Source organism: Sphingobium sp. DN12 (genome assembly GCF_051058005.1).
Lineage (GTDB): Bacteria > Pseudomonadota > Alphaproteobacteria > Sphingomonadales > Sphingomonadaceae > Sphingobium > Sphingobium yanoikuyae.
Window position 1 is genome coordinate 2,280,321 of record NZ_CP173717.1, and the last position, 22,753, is coordinate 2,303,073.

Genomic DNA, 22,753 nt, shown 5'->3' on the forward strand with positions numbered 1-22,753 from the left:
CGTCACTGTCGCGTCGGTGGCGCGTGGCAGGCGCGTTTCCGGTGCAAATGGCCCAAATCCATGCTGACGACACTGTGAACTTCGACTGTCGCGTCGCCGCGTCAGCCCTGATGCACTTCGGGCGGGCTGAACACCGACCAGCCGGTCCGCCGCGCCAGCATCTCCAGCGCTTTGGTGCCCAGCGCACTGTTGCCGCTGGCGTTGAGGCCGGGCGACCAGACCGCGATCGCCGCACGGCCCGGCACGATCGCCAATATACCGCCGCCCACGCCCGACTTGCCGGGAATGCCGACCCGGAAGGCGAAATCGCCCGATGCATCATAATGGCCGCAGGTCAGCATCAGCGCATTGATGCGCCGTGCCCGGCTGGGCGACACGACCCGTCCGCCCTCGGGATGGCGTCCGTCAAGCATCAGGTAACGGCCCGCCAGCGCCAGTTGCCGGCAGTTCATCTCGATCGCGCATTGATGGAAATAGCTGCCCAGCACCAGATCGACGGGATGACGGACATTGTTGAAGGCGCGCATGTAATTGGCCAGCGCCATGTTGCGATAGCCGGTCGCCGTTTCCGACGCGGCAACCTCCTCATTGATGCGGATCGCGTCGTCACCAGCCAGATAGCGGACGAAGCGCAGCATCTCGCCGATCGCCACGCGCGGCTGATGCCCGCCCAGATTGACGTCGGCCACCACGATCGCCCCGGCATTGATGAAGGGATTGCGCGGGATGCCATGTTCCTGCTCCAGCTGGACGATGGAGTTGAAGGCATTGCCCGACGGCTCGCGCCCGACCCGGTCCCACAACTGGTCGCCGACCTTGCCCAGCGCCAGCGTCAGCGCGAACACCTTGGAAATGGACTGGATCGAAAAGCCGGTGTCAGCATCACCGCCGGTCAACAGCCGCCCGTCGGCGGTGGCGATGGCGATCCCGAACTGGCCGGCATCCACCTTCGCCAGTTCGGGAATATAGCTGGCGACCGTGCCCCGCTCCGTCTCCCTGGCCATGGCGGCCACGATATCGTCGATCAAAGCTGTCAGATCCATGGCAGCCTCTTAGAGCCTGTTTCAAAAATCGCGAAAGGGCGATTTTTTGGGTACGGTACCAGCCCGCGCCCCCGCCCAACCACCCGATCCAGTGTCATCCTGTCGGGTGGTTGGGCGGGGGCGCGGGCTGGTACCGGCTTTCTCAAACGGAGATTCAGCCAAACAGCCAGTGGCCCAGCATCCGGTCGAACGGGAAGGTGAAGAAGCCGGCGATCAGCAGCGCGCCCGTCACCATGCCGCGCACCGACCGACGGTGGCGCTTGAGGTCATGGCGCCGCGCAGACAGCACGATGATCGGCACCTGGATCAGGGTGAAGATCGACAGGATATGGATGATGCTGAACCGGCCGCCCGGCCCGTGCAGCAGGAAACTGTCGAGCGCGGTCAGGAACAGCGCGCCGCTCCACACCCAGCCCAGCCAGCGATGCCGCCCGTCGCCGCGCCGCCGCAACAGCATCACCGGCGTCAACGCCAGCGCGACTAGGATCGTCAGCAGATGGAACCAGACAAGGCCCGGCATCTGCCCCCACTGCCCATGCCCCCGCCCGATCGCGGTCAGCACCACGGCGAGCAGGATGACGGACGCCACCGCCAGGACGCGTTCATAACGGTCGGGCGCAATCCCCTTGGGCTGCGACGATGTGCTTGCAATGCTGGCCATATATCCCCCTGAACCGCACCCTGTCAGGCGCGCAGGGGCGGGTCAATCAGCTGCGGGCAGCGCCTTGTTGACCGCGCCTATGCGTCGCCGCACCACGCGCGTCAGTTCCTCGATCGTCGACACCTGTTCCACGCCATAGCGGGTCGCGGTGATGTCGACATTGCCCTTGCGCCAGAAGCCGTCGGGACAGAGCACCACCAGCTTTCCGCCGCGCGCATGCAGGCCCATTTCCAGCAGGCTGACCGGGCTCCGCGTGCCCGGTGCCAGATAGAGGATGATGATGTCGGCGCTGTCCAGCGCGGCCAGTTCCCACTCCACCTGCTGGCGGAAATGCGGCTCGCTGGCTTCGGGCTTCCAGGCCGGGTTCCAGTCGGCCCGGCGCGGGTTCAGGATCGTCACCTTCTCGTCGGCCAGCGCCGCGATCATGTCGCGCTGCCAGTCGGTCGCCTTGCCCATGTCGATGCTGCCGCCCAGGAACAGACGCGCGCGATCATGCGCGGCCGGCAACGGATCGGGCGAGGTGATGGTCACCGCCTCAGCCGCCCGCGCCGTCATCGGCAGGGCGAGCAGACAGGATGCAAGGATCAGGCGCAACATAGGGACGTCAAGGCGCACCGGCGGCGCGCCTTCCCATCGCGTCAGGCCGGAACGCTGGCGAGCGCGGCCTTGACCGCGTCGATCGCGGCCTGCGCCTTGTCGCCATCGGGGCCGCCGCCCTGGGCCATGTCGGCACGGCCGCCGCCGCCCTTGCCGCCCAGCGCCTCGACGCCCGCACGGACCAGATCGACCGCGCTGAAGCTGCCGGTCAGGTCGTCGGTCACGCCCACAGCAATGGTCGCGCGGCCATCGACCACGGCCAGCACGGCGGACACGCCGCTGCCGAGCGTCTTCTTGTTGCCGTCGACAATGCCGCGCAGTTCCTTGGGGTCGAGGCCGTCGATCACCTGGCCCAGAAAGTCGACGCTGCCGACCTTCTCGGGACCGGCCGGCTTGGCCGAACCGCCACCGCCCAGCGCGAGCGCCTTCTTGGCCTCGGCCAGTTCCCGCTCCAGCTTGCGGCTCTGCTCGACCAGCGCGGCGATGCGCGCGGGCACCTCTTCCGGCGTGGTCTTGAGCGCCGCCGCCGTCTGGCGCAGCTTCTCGTCACGCTCGACCAGCCACAGGCGCGCCGCCTCGCCGGTCAGCGCCTCGATCCGGCGCACGCCCGAGGATACGGCGCTTTCCGACACGATCTTGAACAGCGCGATGTCGCCCAGCGCGCGGACATGGGTGCCACCGCACAGTTCGACCGAATAGCTATGGTCGTCGCCCTTACCCATCGAGAGGACGCGGACTTCATCGCCATATTTCTCGCCGAACAGCGCCATCGCGCCGGCGGCAATCGCGTCGTCCGGGGTCATCAGCCGGGTCATGACCTCGTCATTATGACGGATCTGCGCGTTCACATCGGCCTCGACCTTGGCGATCTGCGCCTGGGTCAGCGCCTCGGGGTGCGAGAAGTCGAAGCGCAGGCGGTCGGCTCCGACCATGCTGCCCTTCTGGGTGACATGGCCACCCAGTTCCTTGCGCAGCGCGGCATGGAGCAGGTGGGTGGCGCTGTGGTTGGCGCGAATGCGATCGCGACGCTCGACATCCACCGTCAGGTTGACGGTGTCGCCGACCTTGACGCTGCCCGCGCTGATCACGGCCTGATGTGCATGCAGGCGGCCGAGCGGCTTGGACGTGTCGGCAACTTCGGCCACCAGGCCGCCCAGCGTGGTGATCGTGCCGGCGTCGCCATTCTGGCCGCCGCTCTCGCCATAGAAGGGCGTCTGGTTGGTGATGATCGTCACCTTGTCGCCAGCCGACGCCGCATCGACCCGCGCGCCATCCTTGAGGAGGGCCAGCACTTCGCCCTCGCCCTTGGTCGAGGCATAGCCGATGAACTCGGTGCTGCCGAGCGTTTCGGCGATGTCGTACCAGATCTCGTCCGACGCCTTCTCGCCCGACCCCTTCCAGGCGGCGCGCGCGGCGGCCTTCTGCTCGGCCATGGCGGCGTCGAAGCCGGCACGATCGACAGACAGGCCCTGGGTGCGCAGCGCATCCTCGGTCAGGTCATAGGGGAAGCCATAGGTGTCATAGAGCTTGAACGCGGTCTCGCCCGGCAGGGTCGCGCCCTCGGCCAGATCGGCGGTCGCCTCGTCCAGCAGCTTGAGGCCGTTTTCCAGCGTCTTGCGGAAGCGGGTTTCCTCGCGCAGCAGCGTTTCCTCGATCAGCGGCTGGGCGCGGACCAGTTCGGGATAGGCGCCGCCCATTTCCGACACCAGGCTCGACACCAGGCGATACATCAGCGGATCCTTGGCACCGATGATGTGCGCGTGGCGCATGGCGCGGCGCATGATCCGGCGCAGCACATAGCCACGACCTTCGTTCGCCGGCAGAACGCCGTCGGCGATCAGGAAGCTGGTCGAGCGCAGATGGTCGGCGATGACGCGGTGGCTGGCCTGGAACTCGCCGTCGGTCGCGGTGCGGGTCAGCGCCCCGCTCTCGGCGATCAGCGCCTTGAACGTGTCGATATCATAATTGTTGTGGACGCCCTGCATCACCGCGGCGATGCGCTCCAGCCCCATGCCGGTGTCGATCGAGGGCTTGGGCAGTTCCGAAACGATCTCGTTGGCTTCCTGCTCATATTGCATGAAGACGAGGTTCCAGATCTCGACGAAGCGGTCGCCATCCTCTTCCGGCGATCCGGGAGGACCACCCCAGATATGGTCGCCATGGTCGTAGAAGATTTCCGAGCAGGGACCGCACGGGCCGCTGTCGCCCATCGCCCAGAAATTATCCTTGGTCGGGATGCGGATGATCTTGTGATCGGGCAGGCCCGCGATCTTCTTCCACAGGTCGAACGCCTCGTCGTCTGTGTGGTAGACGGTCGTCGTCAGCTTTTCCGCGGGCAGGCCCCATTCCTTGGTCAGCAGGGTCCAGGCATGATGGATCGCCTGTTCCTTGAAATAGTCGCCGAAGCTGAAATTGCCCAGCATTTCAAAGAAGGTGTGGTGGCGCGCGGTATAGCCGACATTGTCCAGGTCATTGTGCTTGCCGCCGGCGCGGACCGACTTCTGGCTCGACGTCGCGGTCTTGTAGGGGCGCGTTTCCAGACCGGTGAAGACATTCTTGAACGGCACCATGCCGGCGTTCACGAACATCAGCGTCGGGTCGTTGTGCGGCACCAGCGGCGCGGACGGAACGATGGTGTGGCCATTGGCCCCGAAATAATCGAGGAAGCTGCGGCGAATGTCGTTGGTCGAGGTCATGCGCGCGATTTAGTGGGAAGCGGCCCGCCGCACAAGCGGGGGATTTGGTCGCGCTGCAACATCCGTCATGCCAGCGAAGGCTGGCAACTACTGATCGCTCAATAACCCGGCTGCCACGGCTTGCTTTCCAATGCGGCAAGATCGCCAACCGATAAACGTTGCATCATTTCTAAAGTCTCGTCGCGCGACACACCGCGCATATGTCGAGGCTCATCATCCAGTTCGACATTCTCGAACGTGACATAGTAGCCGCGCGAAATGCCTAATCCCCATTCGCCTTCATGGATTACGGAGACGGAAACATGCTCCTCATCGTCCAACCGCTCCTCAAGCTCATCGAGCAGAGCGGAAAAGATAGAGGGCGAAGGATCACGCTCGCAAACACCATATCGGTGATAAATGAAGAAGCTCATGGGAGCATGTTAAATAACAACGGCGGCTTCAGCAAATGATCGCGGGTTGAAGCACTCACTCCGTCATCCCGGCCTTGAGCCGGGATCCCGCTTCTTCCTGCCGACGCAAGGCAGCGAGACCCCGGCTCAAGGCCGGGGTGACGAGCGCTTATCAAGCTATCGGATTCTCGATCGACATCGGCGGCCTGGAGAACCATTGCGGCCCCTGCGCGGTCATGTGGAAGCAGTCCTCCATGCGCACGCCCATCGTGCCGGGCAGGTAGAGGCCCGGTTCGTTGGAGAAGCACATGCCGATGTCCAGCTTCGTCGTCTCGCCATGGACGAGGTTGACCGGCTCATGCCCCTCCATGCCGATGCCATGGCCGGTGCGGTGGGACAGGCCGGGCAGCTTGTAGCCGGGGCCGTAGCCCAGTTTCTCATAATAAGTGCGGACCGCATCGTCGACCGATCCGGCCGCCACGCCCAGCTTCGCCGCCCGGATCGCGACCTGCTGCCCCTGCGCGACCGCGTCCCAAACCTTGCGCTGCTGCGCAGTCGGCGTCGCGCCATAAACGAAGGTCCGGCTGATGTCGGACTGATAATCCTCGACGGTGCAGCCGCAATCCATCAGCACCACCTCGCCCGCGCGCACCGACTGCGGCTTGCCCGAGCCATGCGGATAGGCAGCCGCTTCGCCGAGCAGGATCAGGTTGAACTCGCCCTTGCCGCCCAGCGCGCTGGTCGCCGCGCTCATCAGCGCGCCGATATCGGCCGGGGTCATGCCCGCCTTCACCTGCGGATGGGTCCAGCGATAGGCGCCCATGGTGACATCCGCCGCCTTCTGCATCAGCGCGATCTCGGCCGCCGTCTTGCGCATGCGGATGGCGCGGGTCACCGGGTCTTTCGCCAGGGTCGCGGCGGGCAGCGCGGCCTTCAGCCCATCGACCGCGAAATAGCGGACCGTCTCCTCGATGCCGATCCGCCCCTTGTCGAGGCCCTGCGCCTTCAGATAATCGGCGATCGGCGCATAGGGGCTTTCATGCTCCTGCCAGACGCGAACCTCGGCCGGAATGGCGAGCGATTCGTCGATCGAGGGCTTCTCGAAAAAGGGACAGACGACCAGAGGCGTGCCGCTGGCCGGAATGACCAGCGCGGTCAGCCGCTCGGAACGCCACCAGCGGATGCCGCTATAATAGATGAGGCTCGCGCCCGGCTCAACCAGCAGCGCGTCGATGCCCTGCGCCTGCATCATCTTCTGCGCCCGCGCCAGCCGGTCGGCGCGCTCGGCCTTGCCGATCGGGGTGACGTCGCGGGTGATCGACTGAAGCGCCTCGACCGCCTTTTCCTGCGCGAACAGGCGCGGGCTGACCAGCGCGGTGGCGACCCCGGCAGCGGCATAGCGAAACAAGGTGCGGCGATCAGGCGTAAGCATAATGTCCCCCGGTGCGCAGCGCGGCCTGATAGGCGGGCCGCGCCTGTATTCTCTCCAGCCACCCGATCAGATGCGGACGCGATTCGTCAAGCCCGCCGCGCGCCCGCGACGCCTCGATCGGAAAGCTCATCATCATGTCGGCGGCGGAAAAGTCCGGTCCGGCGACATAGGGCCGGCTTGCCAGTTCGCTTTCCAGCCAGTCGAGATGATCGTCCAGCATCCCCTGCACCGTCGGCCGTGCCGGTCGGCCAAGCAGGCCCAGCTTGCCGACCACCAGCAGGGCCAGCAGCGGCGGCATCATCGATCCTTCGGCATAATGGAGAAACTGGCGCCAGCGGATCGCGCCCTCTGCATCGGCCGGCGCGCCGAAGCGACCACCGGCCCGCGCGACCAGATATTCCATGATCGCCCCGGTCTCGATCAGCCGATGGCCATCCACCTCCACCACCGGCGACCGGCCGAGCGGATGGATGGCGCGCAGAGCGGCGGGCGCCCGCATCGTCTTGCGGTCCCGCTCATAGCGGCGCACGTCATAAGCCTCGCCCAGTTCCTCCAGCAGCCACAGGATGCGCTGCGATCGACTATTGTTCAGATGATGGACGATGATGGTCATGGCGCCTCTCCCATGCTGCGACCCGATCAGGGCTAACGCAGCATGGGAAAGAGTGACAGCGAAGTTTACGCTATCTCGAGGACTTGCTCCGCCTTGGCACGGGCGCGATAGGCGTGCAGCAGCGGCTCGGTATAGCCATTGGGCTGCGCGACACCCTCGAACACCAGGGCGCGCGCCGCCTGGAAGGCCAGGCTCTCGCCCTCGCGCCCGCTCATCGGCTGATAGAGCGGATCGGCTTCATTCTGCGCATCGACCTTGGCCGCCATGCGGATCAGCGCGGCATCGACCTGTTCCGCGGTGCAGACGCCGTGCAGCAGCCAGTTGGCCATATGCTGCGAGGAAATGCGCAAGGTCGCGCGATCCTCCATCAGGCCGACATCATGGATATCGGGCACCTTGGAACAGCCGACACCCTGGTCGATCCAGCGGACGACATAGCCCAATATGCCCTGCGCATTATTGTCCAGTTCCTGCGCGATCTCTTCGTCGGAGAAATTGCGGCCGACCGCGACCGGAATGGTCAGCAGCCGGTCGAGCGACGCAATGCCCTCGCCCTTGCGTTCTTCCTGACGGGCAAAGACGTCGACGCGATGATAATGGGTCGCGTGCAGCGTCGCCGCCGTCGGGGATGGAACCCAGGCGGTGTTGGCGCCGCTCTTGGGATGGCCGATCTTCTGCTCCAGCATGTCGGCCATGCGATCGGGCGCCGCCCACATGCCCTTGCCGATCTGCGCCCGGCCCGACAGGCCGCAGGCGAGGCCGATCTGGACATTGCGATCCTCATAGGCCGTGATCCAGTCGCTCGCCTTCATCTCGCCCTTGCGAATCATCGGCCCGGCCTGCATCGACGTGTGCATCTCGTCCCCGGTGCGGTCGAGGAAGCCGGTATTGATGAAGACGATCCGGTCGCGGACGGCGTGGATGCAGGCCGCCAGATTGGCCGATGTGCGCCGCTCCTCATCCATGACGCCGACCTTGATCGTGTGGCGCGCCATGCCGAGCATATCCTCGATCGCGTCGAACAGGCGGTTGGTGAAGGCGGCTTCCTGTGGCCCGTGCATCTTGGGCTTGACGATATAGACGCTGCCCGCGCGGCTGTTGCCATCCGCCTTGGCCAGATCATGCAGCGCGATCAGGCTGGTGACGATGCCGTCGATGATCCCCTCGGGCGCGTCCTGCCCATCGGCCAGCGCGATCGCCGGCGTGGTCATCAGATGACCGACATTGCGGACGAACAACAGGCTGCGGCCCGGCAACGTGAAGCTGCTGCCATCGGGCGCAGCATAAGCGCGATCGGGATTGAGCGCGCGGGTCATCTGCCGCCCGCCCTTCTCGAACGTCTCGGTCAGGTCGCCCTGCATCAGCCCCAGCCAGTTGGCATAGGCGGTAACCTTGTCCGCCGCATCGACCGCCGCGACCGAATCCTCCAGATCGCAGATGGTGGTCAGCGCGGATTCCAGGATGACGTCGGATATGCCGGCGGGATCGGTCGCGCCGATCGGATGCGCGCTGTCAAAGACGACCTCGATATGCAGGCCATGATGGCGGAACAGCCTGCCCTTCGCGCTGGAGCCGACAAGCTGCGCCGGATCGGCCAGGACGATTTCTCCGCCCGCCAGATCGGCCCAGCGTCCCGTCGCCAGCGGAACGGCATCGTCCAGAAACGCCTTGGCCCAGGCGATGACCTGCGCCCCGCGCGCCGCATCATAGCCCTTGCCCGAAGCCGCGCCCGCTATGGCATCGGTGCCATAGAGCGCGTCATAGAGGCTGCCCCAGCGGGCATTGGCGGCATTCAGCAGGAAACGGGCGTTGAGGATCGGGACGACCAGTTGCGGCCCGGCCATGCGGGCGACTTCAGCGTCGACATTCCCGCTGCCGATCTCGAACGGCGCGGGTTCCTCGACCAGATAGCCGATCTCGCGCAGGAAGGCCTGATAGGCGGCGGCATTATGCGCCTGTCCCCGGCGCACCTGATGCCAGGCATCGATCTGCGTCTGCAGCTCATCGCGCGTGCGCAGCAGCGCCGCATTGTCGGGGGTGAATCGCGCCAATATGTCGGCAGTGCCCGCCCAGAAGGCGTCGGCATCAATGCCCGTGCCCGGCAGCGCGCGCTGCTCGATGAAGTCGGCCAGCGTTGCGGCAACCTTCAGGCCGGCGCGGTCCGTCATACGGTCGGTCATGCAATCCACTCCTTGCTATGCCATCCTTTTACGCCTTTCCAATTATGCCGTGTAGACGCTATTATTCGAATAGAGACTTTCCTGTGGTGAACGAATATGATGGACCCGGACCATGAATTGTTCGTGAGCATCGTCGATGAAGGCGGGCTGGCGGCCGCCGGACGGCGGCTCCACATCTCGCCCGCGATGATGTCCAAGCGGCTGGCCCGGCTGGAGGACAGGCTGGGCGCCCGGCTGATCCACCGCACCACCCGCCGGCTCGCGCTGACCCCGGCGGGCGAGCGGCTCCATGGCGACCTGCGCGCGATCCTCGCCTCTCTCGACGAAGCCGAACGTCGCGTGTCGGGCGTGTCGGCGATTGCGTCCGGGCCGCTGCGAATCACCGCTCCGACATCCTTTGGCCGCATGCATCTTGCCCCCTATCTCCAGCCTTTCCTGGACGATCATCCGCGCGTCGAGCTGCGACTCGACCTGTCCGACGACTATGTCGACCTAATCGAAAGCCGCGCGGACCTGGCCATCCGCATCGCCGCCGATCCGGGCGCCGGCCTCACCGCCCGGCGGCTGGCGCCCAATCGCCGCATCCTGTGCGCCGCACCCGCCTATCTCGACCGCTTCGGCACGCCGCGGCGCATCGCCGACCTCAAGCAGCACCGCCTGCTCGCCGCCGATGGCCAGCTGCCCTGGCGGCTGATCGGTCCCAAGGGGCCGGTCGCGATCGACGGCCACAGCCATATCCGCACGAACAGCAGCGAAGTCGTGCGCGAACTGGCGCTGTCGGGCAGCGGCATCGCGCTGCGTTCGCTGTGGGACATCAGCGACGCGCTGGCGCAGGGCGACGTGCGCCAGATCCTGCCCGATCATGAAGGATCGAGCGACGTCGCCCTCTATGCCGTGCAACTGCCACAGGCCAATCCGCCGCTGGCCATCACCGCCTTCGTCGACTTTCTTGCTGCGCAATATGCCCTTGCGCCGCCGTGGGAGTCGCGGACGGACCGCACTGGCTTGCCCTAGCGGAACACAGTCTCTAAGGCGCATCGCATGGACGATAACACCCGCCGCGCCGCCCTAGACTATCACCGCCTTCCCCAGCCCGGTAAGCTCGCGATCGAGCCGACCAAGCGCATGGTGAACCAACGCGATCTGGCGCTGGCCTATTCGCCGGGGGTGGCCGCCCCTTGCGAGGAGATCGCTGCCGATCCCGCCAAGGCGCTGGACTATACCGCGCGCGGCAATCTGGTCGCGGTCATCTCCAACGGCACCGCCGTCCTCGGCCTCGGCGCGATCGGCGCGCTGGCGTCGAAGCCGGTGATGGAGGGCAAGGCCGTCCTCTTCAAGAAGTTCGCCGACATCGACGTGTTCGACATCGAAGTCGACACCACCGACACGGACAAGTTCGTCGAAGCCGTCGCCCTGCTGGAGCCGACCTTTGGCGGCATCAATCTGGAAGACATCAAGGCGCCCGAATGTTTCGAGATCGAACGGCGCCTGAAGGAACGGATGAACATTCCGGTCTTCCATGACGATCAGCATGGCACCGCCATCGTCGTCGCCGCCGCCGTACGCAACGCGCTGGTGCTGCAGGGCAAGACCCTGGCCGACGCCAAGCTCGTCACTTCGGGCGCCGGTGCCGCCGCGCTCGCCTGCGTCGACCTGCTCGTCTCGATGGGCCTGCCGATCGACAATGTGACGATGACCGACAAGGACGGCGTCATCCATTCGGGCCGCGAAGGCATGCTGCCCAACATGGCGCGCTATGCCCGCGACACCAACGCACGCACCCTGCCCGACGTGCTGCCGGGCGCCAACCTGTTCCTGGGGCTTTCGGCGCCGGGCGTGCTGAAGCCGGAATGGCTGCCGCTGATGGCGCCCAATCCGCTGATCTTCGCGCTCGCCAATCCGGAACCGGAAATCCGCCCGGAAGCCGCGCGCGAAGTGCGTCCGGACGCGATCATCGCCACCGGCCGGTCGGACTATCCGAACCAGGTCAACAATGTCCTGTGCTTCCCCTACATCTTCCGCGGCGCGCTGGATTGCGGCGCGACCCAGATCAACGAAGCGATGAAGGTCGCCGCCGCCGACGCGATCGCCGCCCTCGCCCGCATGCCCGCGCATGACAGCGTGGCGCAGGCCTATGGCGGTCGCAAGCTGGTGTTCGGCGCCGATTACATCATCCCGACCCCGTTCGATCCGCGCCTGATCGGCGAGATTGCCGGTGCCGTGGCCAAGGCGGCGATGGACAGCGGCGTCGCCACCAAGACGCTGGACCTGGAAGAATATAAGCGCGCCCTGTCGCACCAGAACACCCGCTCGGGCCAGCTGATGCTGCCGGTCTTCCATGCCGCACGCGGCAGCCAGTGCCGCATCGTCTATGGCGAGGGCGAGGATGAGCGCGTGCTGCGCGCGATCCAGGACGGCCTGGACGAAGGCATCGTCAAGCCGACCATCGTCGCGCGCCGCCGCCTGCTGGAACAGAAGCTGGCCGACATGGGCCTCAGCTTCCAGCTCGACCGTGATGTCGAGGTGATCGATCCCGAGACGGATCATGACATCATGCGCGAACTGGTCGAGGCCTATCGCGCCATCGCCGCGCGCAAGGGCGTGCCGCCAGACGAAATCCTGCGCCATGTCTATCGCCGCCCGACCGTCACTGCCGCCATGCTGCTGCGCACCGGCCGGGTCGACGCCGCGCTGGTCGGTGGCCGCTCCGAATATTGGGGCCAGGTCGAACATGTGCTGCGCATCATCGATCGCGCGCCCAACCACAGCCGCATCTATGCGCTGTCGGGCCTGATCCTCGACGCCGGCGCGCTGTTCATCACCGACACCCATATGGTGCCGGACCCGACGCCGGACCAGATTGCGGAAATGACACTGCTGGCCTCGACCGAGTTGCAGCATTTCGGCCTGAAGCCGCGCGTGGCGCTGCTGTCGCACTCCAATTTCGGTGCGTCGAACAGCCCCAGCGCCCGCAAGATGCGCGCCGCGCTCGACCTGGTGCGCCAGGCCGCGCCGGAGCTGGCGGTCGATGGCGAAATGCACGCCGACGCCGCGCTCAGCCAGGCGCTGCGCGAACGGCTGATCCCCGACTCCCGCTTCGAGGGGCCGGCCAACCTGCTGGTGATGCCGAACCTCGACGCCGCCAATATCACGCTGACGGCGCTCGGCGCCTCGTCCAGCTCGCCCACGGTCGGGCCGATGCTGATCGGCACCGCCCAGCCGATCCATGTGCTGACGCCCGGCGTCACCGCGCGCGGCATCCTCAACCTGACCGCCATCGCCGCCGCCGAAGTGGCGCGCGAAGGCTGACCTTAACCTTTGCCGGTTAGGCTGTTAGCTTGACCGGCAAAGGATGAAGCGAGGAAGATCATGGCAGGCGTCATCGGCACATTGGCTCGCAGCCTTGGCCCGAAACTGCTGATCGGCGCCGTCCTGGGCGGCGGCGCGCTGCTGCTGACCGACAAGATCGATCGCAACGTCGGCACCGCGACCCAGGCCAAACCGGCCGAGGCCGCCGCCGCGCCCAAGCCGCTGCCGCTGGTCGAGCGGCGCAGCGACCAGGGCATGAAGGTCGATCCCCACGCCCTGGCGGTCAAGCGCGTGCTCAAGATCGAGGGGCCTTTCGAGCATGGCGACTATGCCTGGGACGAGGAAGGCGCACCGGCCAAGGGGCCGGTCATCATCACCGTCGATCTGAAAGCCCAGACCCTTTCCGTCTTCCGCGACGGCTATGAAATCGGCGCCGCCGTCATCCTCTATGGCGCGACCGACAAGCAGAGCCCCTTGGGCGCCTTCCCGATCATGCAGAAGGACGCCGACCATTATTCCAGCACCTACAACAACGCGCCCATGCCCTATATGCAGCGGCTGACCAGCGACGGCGTCGCCATCCATGGCAGCGACGTCAAATGGGGCTATGCCACCCATGGCTGCATCGGCGTGCCCAAGGAATTTGCGCAGAAGCTGTTCGGCGTCACCAAGGTCGGCGACATGGTCATCATCACCAATGGCAAGATGCTGGACACCAGCAAGGCCGTCGTCAGCGGCTGACCGCCCTATTGCGGCGCATCCTCGATCGCGGGCGCATGACGCACCGTCAGCGCGCTGCCGCCTGATGCCGCGATGATGCAGAATATCGCCACGCCCTGCAGCGCCGTCAGCCGCTCGCCCAGCACGACGAAGCCGGCCAGCGCGCCGATCGCCGGCGCCGCGCTCAGCAACAGGCCGAACACCGGCGCGGGCAGGCGCCGCATCGCCTCCATCTCCAGCGAATAAGGCAAGGCGCTCGACAGCAGGGCGATCGCCAGCCCGACCATCAGCACCCAGGGCGAAAAGAGCGACGCGCCGGCATGGGTCAGCCCGACCGGCAGCACCAGGATCGCCGCCGCCAGCATGCCCCAGGCAACCGCATCGCCGCGCAGCGCACCCGACACCCGCTTGCCGGTCAGGATATACAGCGCCCAGCAGGCCGCCGCCCCGACAGCGAAAATGACACCCAAAGGATCAAGCACGGCGTCGCTGCGCAGCGGCAAGAGCAGCAGCAGGCCGATCACCGCCGCCCCCAGCCACAGGAAATCGCGCGGCCGGCGCGACCCGAACAGCACGATCGCCAGCGGCCCCGTCACCTCGATGGCCATGGCGATGCCCAGCGGAATGCGGGCGAACGCCTGGTAGATGAGCAGGTTCATCAGCGCGAGGGTCGCGCCATAGATCAGCAGCGGCCAGCGCACATCGGCCGGGATCGGTCGGCGCCATGGCCGCCGGAACAGCATCAGCAGGATCGCCGCCAGGAAGATGCGCAGCGCCGCAATGCCATAGGCACCGACGATCGGGAACAATGTCTTGGCAAAGGCCGCGCCCATGTTCATCGACAGCAGCGACGCCAGCACGGCGCCAGCCCCCGCCAGCACGGCACCCTGCCCGTTCATCTCATTCCTGCCCATATTCAATGAATACCATATACGATTAATTAGAGAAGCGTCATTCGATGCCGCGTTGCACCAGATGCGTTGCCAGTTGCAAGAATCTCATACGTATGCAGCCTTGACCATCGCTGTCACTCGGCCCATCTGGCGGACTTCCGTCATTTTGCATTGCAGCATGGAGCTTGTCATGGGCAGCCAGTCCCACAAGGCGCACCCCGCGCTCGTCCTTTTCGCGCTGTCCGTGGGCGCCTTTGCGATCGGCACGACCGAATTCGCCTCCATGAGCCTGCTGCCTTTCTTCGCGCGCGACCTCCACATCGACCTGCCGACCGCCGGCCATGCCATCAGCGCCTATGCGCTGGGCGTGGTGGTCGGCGCGCCGCTGATCGCCGCCTTTGCCGCGCGCCTGCCGCGCCGCACATTGCTGATCGCGCTGATGGCGATGTTCGCGGTCGGCAACGGCCTGTCGGCGCTGTCGCCCAGCTATCACTGGATGCTGCTTTTCCGCTTCCTTTCGGGCCTGCCCCATGGCGCCTATTTCGGCGTCGCCGCCCTGGTCGCGGCCAGCCTGGTGCCGATCGAGAAGCGCACGCTGGCGATCGCCAAGGTGATGTCGGGCCTGACCATCGCCACGGTGCTGGGCGTGCCGGTCGCCAACTGGATGGGCCAGATACTGGGATGGCGCTCGGGCTTCTTCGTGGTCTGCGCGCTCGCCGTGCTGACCATGAGCCTGGTCGCGCTCTACGCCCCGCGCGATGCCGGCGACCCGAAGGCCAGCCCGATGCGCGAACTGAGCGCGCTCGGCAAGTCGCAGGTCTGGCTGACCCTGCTGACCGGCGCGATCGGCTTTGGCGGCCTGTTCGCGGTCTACACCTATGTCGCCTCGACCATGATCGAGGTGACCCATGTGTCCGAAACCCTGGTGCCGCTGATCCTGATCGTCTTTGGCCTGGGCATGACCGTCGGCAATCTTGCCGTCGCCTGGCTCGCCGACCGCGCGCTCAACCGCACCGTCATCGGCATCCTCGTGTGGAGCGCGGTTGCGCTGGCTCTCTTCCCCTTCATGGCCGGCAATATCTGGAGCCTCAGCTTCATCGTCTTCCTGATCGGCATTGGCGGCGGCATGGGCACGCCGTTGCAGGCGCGACTGATGGATGTCGCGGGCGACGCCCAGACGCTGGCCGCCGCACTGCACCACAGCGCCTTCAACATCGCCAATGCGCTCGGCCCCTGGCTCGGCGGCCTGTCGATCGCGGCAGGCTATGGCCTGGTGTCGACCGGCTGGATCGGCTGCGCCTTGTCGCTGGGCGGCCTGGCCATCTATCTGGTCGCCATCGCCACCGCACGGCGCAGCGCCCAGCCCGCGCTGGTCCCCTGCGAATAAGCCGCTTCCTTCCATCCGTTCCGCTGGCTAAGGCGGGTGGATGACGGATCGGGCACGCGAACAGACTTTGCAGGACGCGGCGATCGCCGCATTGCGCCGCGGCGACGCGGCCGTGGCGCGCGCCACCCTCTCCGAAATGGCCGATCCCCCGGCCATGCTGCTGGCCCAGGCCTGCAATCGACTGGGCGATCTGGACGGCGAGCAGGCGGCACTCAACCGCATCCTGCAACAGGATATGCGCAACCTGCCCGCCATGCTGGCGATGGGGCAGAATTTCCAGCGGCGCGGCGATCTGCGCGGCGCGACATCCTGGTTCCGCAGCGCCCTGGCACAGGCCGCCGCCCATGGCGCCCCGCCCGCTTTACAACCGCTGCTTCAACGCGCGCAGGAGGCGATCGCCGGCGCCAGCCGGGATTTCGAGGATCATCTCGACGCGGCGATGGCTGGCCTCCCCACGCTCCCGCGCATTGCCCAGGCGACCGACCTGCTGCTGGGCAAGACGCAGCTTTATCTCCAGCAGCCCAGCATGTTCTATTTTCCTGGCCTGCCGCAGCGCGCCTTTTACGAGCGCGACGAATTTGCCTGGGTACCGGCGGTTGAAGCGGCAACCGACGCCATCATCGCCGAACTGAACGACGTCCGCGCCGGTGCGCCCGATTTCGCGCCCTATGTCCAGACGCCCACCGATCGCCCGGCGCCCAATAATCCGCTGCGCGACGACCCCTCCTGGGGTGCCTATTATTTCTGGCAGGATGGCGAGATCGTGGCCGACCATGCTGCGCGCTGCCCGGCCGTTATGGCCGCGCTGGAACTGGTGCCCCGGCCTGTCATCGCTGGCCGATCGCCGATGGCGCTCTGGTCGCTGCTGAAACCGGGCACCCATATTCAGCCCCATCATGGCGTGCTCAACACCCGCCTGATCTGTCATCTGCCGCTGATCGTGGCCGACAATTGCGCGCTGCGGGTCGGTGCCGAAACCCGCGCCTGGGTGCCGGGCGAAATGCTGATCTTTGACGACAGCATCGAACATGAGGCCTGGAACCGGGGCAATGACACCCGCGTCGTCCTGCTGTTCGAAGTCTGGCGCCCGGAAATCCACGCGGAGGAACGGATCGCGCTCACACGCCTGTTCGAGGCGATCGACCAGTTCGGCCCGAAACAGGTCGACGCCGGTTAACGCCCCTTTTCAGAATGCCCGTCTGCGACTATGGGCGCGGACAAAGACGACAAGAGAGGATGGCACGGGGCGCTCACGCTTTTCGGACATGCCATGACCTCGATCGACCCGACGCCCCCGGCGCCGTCTCCTGCCCTGCCCGTTCCGCCCGCCCATGTCGCGCGGCCGCATAGTCCTGCCGAGGATTTCTATGCGATCGCCATCGGCTGCGCCTTCATCGCCATGGGGCTGATGCTGCTGAAACAGGCAAAGCTGGTGACCGGCGGCATGGCCGGCATCGCGCTGCTGCTGTCCTATCTGATCCATCTGTCGCCCGCGACGCTGTTCCTGCTGATCAACATCCCCTTCTTCCTGTTCGCCGGGCGGGCGATGGGCATGGCCTTCGGCCTCAAGACCCTGTTCGCCAATATCGCGATCATGGGCGTCGGCCTTGCCATGCCCTATGCGATGGAGATCGCCCGGATCAGCCCCTTCTTTGCCGCGCTGTTCGGCGGCTCGATCATCGGCTTCGGCATCCTGGCCATCGCCCGCCATGGCGCGGGCGTGGGCGGTGTCGGCGTGGTCGCGCTGATCCTGCAAAAATCGCGCGGCTGGAATGCCGGCCGCACCCAGATGGCCTGCGACGTGCTGATCCTGCTCGCCTCGCTGCCGATCCTCAATGCGGAGCGTTTTGGCCTGTCCGTCCTGTCGGCCGCCGCGATCAACGCCGTGCTGTTCGTCAACCACCGACCCGGCCGCTATATCGGCCATTGATGCGCGCCGGCCTCCCCGGCTAGACGGACCCCGGCGCCCACGCCGGTGCGCCCATCATAAAAGGGGTCCAGAATGAAGCGGTTCGCGCTCTGTATAATATTGGCCAGCACGGCCCTGTCGGTTCCGGTCCGTGCCGCGACGCCCACCAGCGCGACCGCACCGGCCGATGCCCGCGCCATTGCCGCGATCCGCGCGCGCCCGGCGGTCAAGGCCGCCTTCGCCGCGCTGGAGGCCGAACATGACCAGTGGGTCGACAATATCGTCACCCTGACCCAGATTCCGGCGCCGCCTTTCAAGGAAGAGGCACGGGCCAAGGCCTATGCCGACATGTTCCGCGCCGCCGGCCTTACCGATGTGGAGATTGACGAGGGCGGCAATGTGCTGGGCCTGCGCCGTGGCAGCGGCAAGCCGGGCGGCAAGCTGATCGTCGTGTCCGCCCATCTCGACACCGTCTTTCCCGAAGGCACGCCGGTCACGGTCCGGCGTGAAGGCAACAAGCTCCATGCGCCCGGCGTCGGGGACGATGTCGCCGGCCTCGCCACCCAATTGAGCCTCATCAAGGCGATCGTCGGCGCCAATATCAGCGCGCCGATGGACATATTGTTCGTCGGCGATGTCGGCGAGGAAGGCCTGGGCGACCTGCGCGGCATGAAGCAGCTCTTCCACAAGGGCAAATATAAGGACCGCATCGCCAGCTTCTTCTCGATCGACGATGGCTCGGTCGATGGCCTGATCAATGGCGGCGTCGGATCGAAGCGCTATCGCCTGACCTTCACCGGCCCCGGCGGCCACAGCTTCGGCGCCTTTGGCCTGGTCAATCCGATGACGGCGATGAGCCAGGCGATCGTCGACCTCTACAAGATCCCGGTGCCCCAGTCGCCCAAGACGACCTACAGCGCCAGCGTCGTGGGCGGCGGCTCCTCGGTCAACGCCATCCCGCAGGAAGTCTGGCTGCAGGTCGACATGCGATCGGAAAGCGCGGCTGAACTGGCCAAGCTGGAACAGGCGTTCCTGGCCACGGTGGACAAGGCGGTCGAGACCGAAAATGGCGCCCGCTCGACCAGGGAAGGCCCGATCCGCGTCGACAAGAAGGTCGTGGGCGATCGGCCGGCCGGCAGCACCGCCGCCGACACGGCGCTGGTCCGCCAGACCGCCGCCGCCTATGCCGCCGAAGGCGTCACCGCGCGCATGAGCTTCAGCTCGACCGACGCCAATGTGCCGATGAGCCTGGGCATCCCGGCCATCACCATCCCGCGCGCGGCGACCGGCGGCCGGGGTCACTCGCCCGACGAATGGATCGACGTGTCGGCGCCGGAATCGCTCAAGGTCAAGCGGATGGACCTGGTCGCCCTGCTCGCCGCAGCCGGCTATCGCTGATCAACCTGATGGGGCTGGCAGACATGCCAGCCCCGTTCAGTCCGTCCCGTTCAGTCCGCCTCGCACAGCGGTTCGTCCTCGCGATCGCGCGCGCGCAATGCCGCGCCCGCATCATTGGCGATGCGCGGGAAGGTCACCCCTTCCAGATTGCCGCGCCCGTCGCACAGCCGGTCACAGGCCATGTCGACCACGCCGGGCAGCGCCACCTGGTCGCCATCATATTGGGCGACGATGATGCACTTCCTGCCCCCGGAAAAGCTCAGGATCAGCTTGTCGCCGGCCCGCCGCGCCGTGCCTGCGCCATGGCAGCTCTGCTCGGTGCCGAAAATCGCCTCCAGCCCGAAACGATAGTCGCCCGACTTGGCGGGTAGGACGCAGAGCGAATCCCGCCCCGCCTCATGCCGGCGCTGGAACAGCCCGACCGGCGCGACCTTCGACGCATCGGCAATGGCGCCGGTCGCGATCGCCGCGCGCTCCAGCCCCGAAGCCGCAGCCCCGGCGCGATCGGGCGCGGCGGCGCCCGGCGTTGCCGCCTGCTGGCACCCGGCCAGAAGACATGCGAGGAAAAGGCTAGTGCGCCGCATCGACACCCGGTTCATCGACCGCGCTCAGCCCATCGGGTCCGATCCGGCGGAAGAAGCAGGAGCGCGCACCGGTGTGACAGGTCGGCCCCGCCGGCTCGGCCAGCACCCAGACGGCATCCTGGTCACAGTCGATCCGGATGTCGCGCACGCCAAGCATATGGCCGGAGCTTTCGCCCTTCTTCCACAATGATTGGCGGCTGCGCGACCAGAAATGGGCCAGGCCGGTCTCGACCGTCAGCGCCAGCGCCTGCGCATTCATATGCGCCACCATCAGCACTTCCCCCGAGGTGACATGGGTCACCACCGCAGTGATAAGGCCATGATCGTCATATTTGGGGTTGAGTGTCAGCCCCCGGTCGCGTGCGTCATCCATCCGCGCGCTATAATCGGCAATGCGGCCCGTGCGAAGTCCCTTCGGCGCTTTGCATTGGGGCACGGCCTGACAGCGCCATCGGGTCGGACTGTCGCATTTTGGCAAATCTGTTGCACGGATGCTACAGAATGGCGACAGTCCTGCTTGCTCCCAGGCCCGCGCGCGCATAGCGTCGCGCGCGATCCGCAACAGCGGACACAATCAGGGAAACGGATGCCAGGCCAATCAAGGGGGCCAAATATGACATCTTCGCATATCTTCACCAGCATTTCGCGCGGCGCGCTCGCCGTCGCACTCACCGCTCTGGCGCCGATCGGCGCCGCCCATGCCCAGACCGAAGCGCCCGCCGCATCGGGCGAAGGCCTGGGTGAAATCGTCGTTACCGCCTCGCGCCGGGCTGAAAATGCCAAGGACGTGCCGGTCGCCGTGACCGCCATCGGCGGCGAAAAGCTCGACGCGCTCAACAGCAGCGGCCTCGACGTCCGCTTCCTCGCCGCGCGCACGCCCAGCCTTCAGGTCGAAAGCTCGTTCGGCCGCACCTTCCCGCGCTTCTACATCCGCGGCCTTGGCAACACCGATTTCGATCCCAACGCCGCCCAGCCGGTCTCGGTCGTGCTCGACGATGTCGCGCTCGAAAATCCGATGCTCAAGAGCTTCCCGGTGTTCGACCTTGCCAGCGTTGAAGTGCTGCGCGGCCCGCAGGGCACGCTGTTCGGCCGCAACACCCCGGCGGGCGTCGTCAAGATGACCTCGGCCGCGCCGACCGATCATTTCACCGGCTATGCCAGCGCCTCCTGGGCCACCTACAACACCGTCAATGCCGAAGCCGCGATCGGCGGCCCGATCGCCGACGGCCTCAGCTTCCGCGTGTCGGGCCTGCTCCAGCGTCGCGACGACTGGGTCAAGAACGACAATGAAGGCGGCAACGCCGCCAGCGAGCTGGAAGGCTATCGCGACATGGCCGGCCGCGTGCAGCTGGCCTATGAAGCCGGCGACTTCAAGGCGGTGCTGAGCGGTCATTATCGTGACCTGGACGGCAGCCCGCGCGTGTTCCGCGCCAACATCTTCAAGCAGGGCAGCAACCATTTCGTCGACGGCTTCGACAAGGATCATGTGAACCTGGACGGCTATACCAGCCAGTCGATGAAGCAGGGCGGCGGCAATCTGCGCATGCAGCTCCATGTCGACGGCCTGGGTACCTTCTTCTCGACCACAGGCTATGAGAAGGCCAGCGTCGAGAGCACCGGCGACATCGATGGTGGCGGCTGCTACCCCTATACCGGCTGCACCGCCGGCCAGCTCGGCGTCGGCTCGTTCGACTCCAACACCGGCGGCGTGACCAAGCCGGAGGAATTCAGCCAGGAATTCCGCTTCGCGACGGACGACATGAACGGCATCCGCCTGCAGGCGGGCACCTACTTCTTCCACCAGCGCCTGAAATATAACGAATATGCCTATGATCTCGCGGGCAACCGGGTGAGTGCGATCCTGCACAACAACACCAACGAGAATATCGGCCTGTTCGCCTCGGGCGAAGCCAAGGTGACGTCGGCCCTGACGCTGCGCGCCGGCGTGCGTTATTCGCACGACGACAAGCGCGACACGATCACGCTCGATCCGGCGCTCGCCGCCAGCAGCATCTCGTCGCAGCTGATCGGCGTCGACCTGCCGCTCAGCAACACCGCGCAGGGCAGCAACCTGTCCTGGGACGTCAGCGCCACCTATGCGCTCAGCCCCGACGTCAACCTCTATGGCCGCGTCGCCACCGGCTATCAGGGCCCGGCGATCCAGGACCGCGTGACCTTCTTCAGCGTCCCCTCGGTCGCCAAGAAGCAGACCACCATCTCCTATGAAGGCGGCATCAAGGGCGCGATCGCCAACATGGTCCGCTTCGACCTGTCGGCCTATTACTGGAACACCGACGATCTGCAGCTGACGGCTGTCGGCGGCGTCGGCAACTCGGCCCGCCTGATCAACGTGAACAAGGCGGTCGGCTATGGTCTGGAAGGCAATCTGGAGGCACAGCCGCTCGATCACCTGAACCTGACCGTGGGCGGCAGCTACAACTTCACCGAAATCCGCGACAAGAACGCCTTCGTGGCGGTCTGCGGCTCGGGCATGTGTACGCCCACCGGCAACACCTTCGTCGATGGCGGCACCACCTACAGCTATCTGGACGGCAATGACCTGCCCCAGGCGCCGCGCTACATCGCCAATGCGACCCTGCGCTATGGCATTCCGGTCGGCGACGCGGGCGAAGTCTTCGCCTATACCGACTGGGCCTATCGTAGCAAAATCAACTACTTCCTCTACTCAGCGGCCGAATTCCGCGGCCGTTCGTCGTTGGAGGGCGGCCTCAAGGTCGGTTATAAGTCGAACCATGGTTATGAGATCGCGGCCTTCGCCCGCAACATCACCAACCAGATCCGCGCCGTCAGCGCGATCGACTTCAACAACCTGACCGGCATGATCAACGAACCGCGCATCATCGGCGGCATGATCAAGGCCAGCTTCTAAACCTGGGTCTCAACGCCCCATAGGCGTTAGTCGGCAGAGGAAGGGCGTC

The 22,753-nt window shown here is 66.1% G+C and carries 19 protein-coding genes; 8 read left to right on the forward strand and 11 right to left on the reverse strand.

Going from position 1 to position 22,753, the window contains the following annotated elements; all coding sequences use genetic code 11:
* Nucleotides 1–101: 101 nt before the first annotated feature.
* The 8 genes from ACI6S0_RS10755 to ACI6S0_RS10790 form a co-directional block, all read right to left on the reverse strand.
* Complete coding sequence (locus ACI6S0_RS10755) at nucleotides 102–1,043, reverse strand: glutaminase (RefSeq protein ID WP_434405789.1); 942 nt, start codon at nucleotides 1,041–1,043, stop codon at nucleotides 102–104.
* A 154-nt stretch (nucleotides 1,044–1,197) separates the two neighbouring features.
* A complete protein-coding gene (locus tag ACI6S0_RS10760) occupies nucleotides 1,198–1,704 on the reverse strand; it encodes a DUF2306 domain-containing protein (protein ID WP_434405790.1) in 507 nt (168 codons plus the stop codon).
* Between the two features lie 42 nt (nucleotides 1,705–1,746).
* A complete protein-coding gene (locus ACI6S0_RS10765; RefSeq protein ID WP_434405791.1) occupies nucleotides 1,747–2,319 on the reverse strand; it encodes a nucleoside 2-deoxyribosyltransferase domain-containing protein in 573 nt (190 codons plus the stop codon).
* Between the two features lie 23 nt (nucleotides 2,320–2,342).
* A complete protein-coding gene (gene alaS, locus ACI6S0_RS10770) occupies nucleotides 2,343–4,997 on the reverse strand; it encodes an alanine--tRNA ligase (protein WP_434405792.1) in 2,655 nt (884 codons plus the stop codon).
* A 98-nt stretch (nucleotides 4,998–5,095) separates the two neighbouring features.
* Nucleotides 5,096–5,410, reverse strand: coding sequence for a hypothetical protein (locus ACI6S0_RS10775; protein ID WP_434405793.1), 315 nt, complete (start codon nucleotides 5,408–5,410; stop codon nucleotides 5,096–5,098).
* Nucleotides 5,411–5,561: 151 nt separating this feature from the next.
* Nucleotides 5,562–6,821 carry a M24 family metallopeptidase gene (locus ACI6S0_RS10780; RefSeq protein ID WP_434405794.1) on the reverse strand — a complete coding sequence of 420 codons (1,260 nt, stop codon included), beginning with the start codon at nucleotides 6,819–6,821 and terminating at the stop codon, nucleotides 5,562–5,564.
* The gene (locus ACI6S0_RS10785) at nucleotides 6,808–7,434 is read right to left on the reverse strand and encodes a glutathione S-transferase family protein (RefSeq protein ID WP_434405795.1); all 627 of its coding nucleotides are present in this window, start codon (nucleotides 7,432–7,434) and stop codon (nucleotides 6,808–6,810) included. The genes ACI6S0_RS10780 and ACI6S0_RS10785 overlap by 14 nt, the downstream gene beginning before the upstream one ends.
* A 65-nt stretch (nucleotides 7,435–7,499) precedes the next feature.
* The gene (locus ACI6S0_RS10790; RefSeq protein WP_434405796.1) at nucleotides 7,500–9,614 is read right to left on the reverse strand and encodes a malate synthase G; all 2,115 of its coding nucleotides are present in this window, start codon (nucleotides 9,612–9,614) and stop codon (nucleotides 7,500–7,502) included.
* Between the two features lie 96 nt (nucleotides 9,615–9,710).
* On the opposite strand from ACI6S0_RS10790, the gene ACI6S0_RS10795 reads away from it, so the two are divergent.
* From ACI6S0_RS10795 to ACI6S0_RS10805, 3 genes are read left to right on the forward strand one after another with little or no spacing between them, the layout of a single operon-like run.
* Entirely contained in the window at nucleotides 9,711–10,628 is a 918-nt protein-coding gene (locus tag ACI6S0_RS10795; RefSeq protein ID WP_434405797.1) for a LysR family transcriptional regulator, read from the forward strand.
* A gap of 27 nt (nucleotides 10,629–10,655) precedes the next feature.
* Nucleotides 10,656–12,923, forward strand: a complete 2,268-nt coding sequence (locus ACI6S0_RS10800) for an NADP-dependent malic enzyme (RefSeq protein WP_004207688.1) — start codon at nucleotides 10,656–10,658, stop codon at nucleotides 12,921–12,923.
* A 60-nt stretch (nucleotides 12,924–12,983) separates the two neighbouring features.
* Nucleotides 12,984–13,664 carry a L,D-transpeptidase family protein gene (locus ACI6S0_RS10805; RefSeq protein WP_434405798.1) on the forward strand — a complete coding sequence of 227 codons (681 nt, stop codon included), beginning with the start codon at nucleotides 12,984–12,986 and terminating at the stop codon, nucleotides 13,662–13,664.
* A 5-nt stretch (nucleotides 13,665–13,669) separates the two neighbouring features.
* Here the strand turns inward: ACI6S0_RS10805 and ACI6S0_RS10810 are convergent, their stop codons facing one another.
* Nucleotides 13,670–14,542, reverse strand: a complete 873-nt coding sequence (locus ACI6S0_RS10810) for an EamA family transporter (RefSeq protein WP_037507587.1) — start codon at nucleotides 14,540–14,542, stop codon at nucleotides 13,670–13,672.
* Between the two features lie 184 nt (nucleotides 14,543–14,726).
* Between ACI6S0_RS10810 and ACI6S0_RS10815 the strand changes: the two genes are divergently transcribed.
* The 4 genes from ACI6S0_RS10815 (at nucleotide 14,727) to ACI6S0_RS10830 (ending at nucleotide 19,230) form a co-directional block, all read left to right on the forward strand.
* The gene (locus ACI6S0_RS10815) at nucleotides 14,727–15,923 is read left to right on the forward strand and encodes an MFS transporter (protein ID WP_434405799.1); all 1,197 of its coding nucleotides are present in this window, start codon (nucleotides 14,727–14,729) and stop codon (nucleotides 15,921–15,923) included.
* A gap of 40 nt (nucleotides 15,924–15,963) precedes the next feature.
* On the forward strand, nucleotides 15,964–17,100 hold the full coding sequence (locus ACI6S0_RS10820; protein ID WP_434405800.1) for an aspartyl/asparaginyl beta-hydroxylase domain-containing protein: 1,137 nt from the start codon (nucleotides 15,964–15,966) through the stop codon (nucleotides 17,098–17,100).
* 93 nt (nucleotides 17,101–17,193) lie between these two features.
* Entirely contained in the window at nucleotides 17,194–17,853 is a 660-nt protein-coding gene (locus ACI6S0_RS10825; RefSeq protein WP_004207693.1) for a YitT family protein, read from the forward strand.
* Between the two features lie 72 nt (nucleotides 17,854–17,925).
* On the forward strand, nucleotides 17,926–19,230 hold the full coding sequence (locus ACI6S0_RS10830) for a M20/M25/M40 family metallo-hydrolase (RefSeq protein ID WP_434405801.1): 1,305 nt from the start codon (nucleotides 17,926–17,928) through the stop codon (nucleotides 19,228–19,230).
* 50 nt (nucleotides 19,231–19,280) lie between these two features.
* On the opposite strand, the gene ACI6S0_RS10835 is transcribed toward ACI6S0_RS10830, so the two are convergent.
* Nucleotides 19,281–19,814, reverse strand: coding sequence for a hypothetical protein (locus tag ACI6S0_RS10835; protein WP_434405802.1), 534 nt, complete (start codon nucleotides 19,812–19,814; stop codon nucleotides 19,281–19,283).
* Entirely contained in the window at nucleotides 19,801–20,187 is a 387-nt protein-coding gene (hisI, locus tag ACI6S0_RS10840) for a phosphoribosyl-AMP cyclohydrolase (protein ID WP_004207696.1), read from the reverse strand. Before hisI ends, ACI6S0_RS10835 begins: the two co-directional genes overlap by 14 nt.
* Before the next feature lie 240 nt (nucleotides 20,188–20,427).
* Between hisI and ACI6S0_RS10845 the strand changes: the two genes are divergently transcribed.
* Nucleotides 20,428–22,704 (forward strand): TonB-dependent receptor, encoded by a 2,277-nt coding sequence (locus tag ACI6S0_RS10845; protein ID WP_010337130.1) that lies wholly within the window; start codon nucleotides 20,428–20,430, stop codon nucleotides 22,702–22,704.
* Nucleotides 22,705–22,753: the final 49 nt, after the last annotated feature.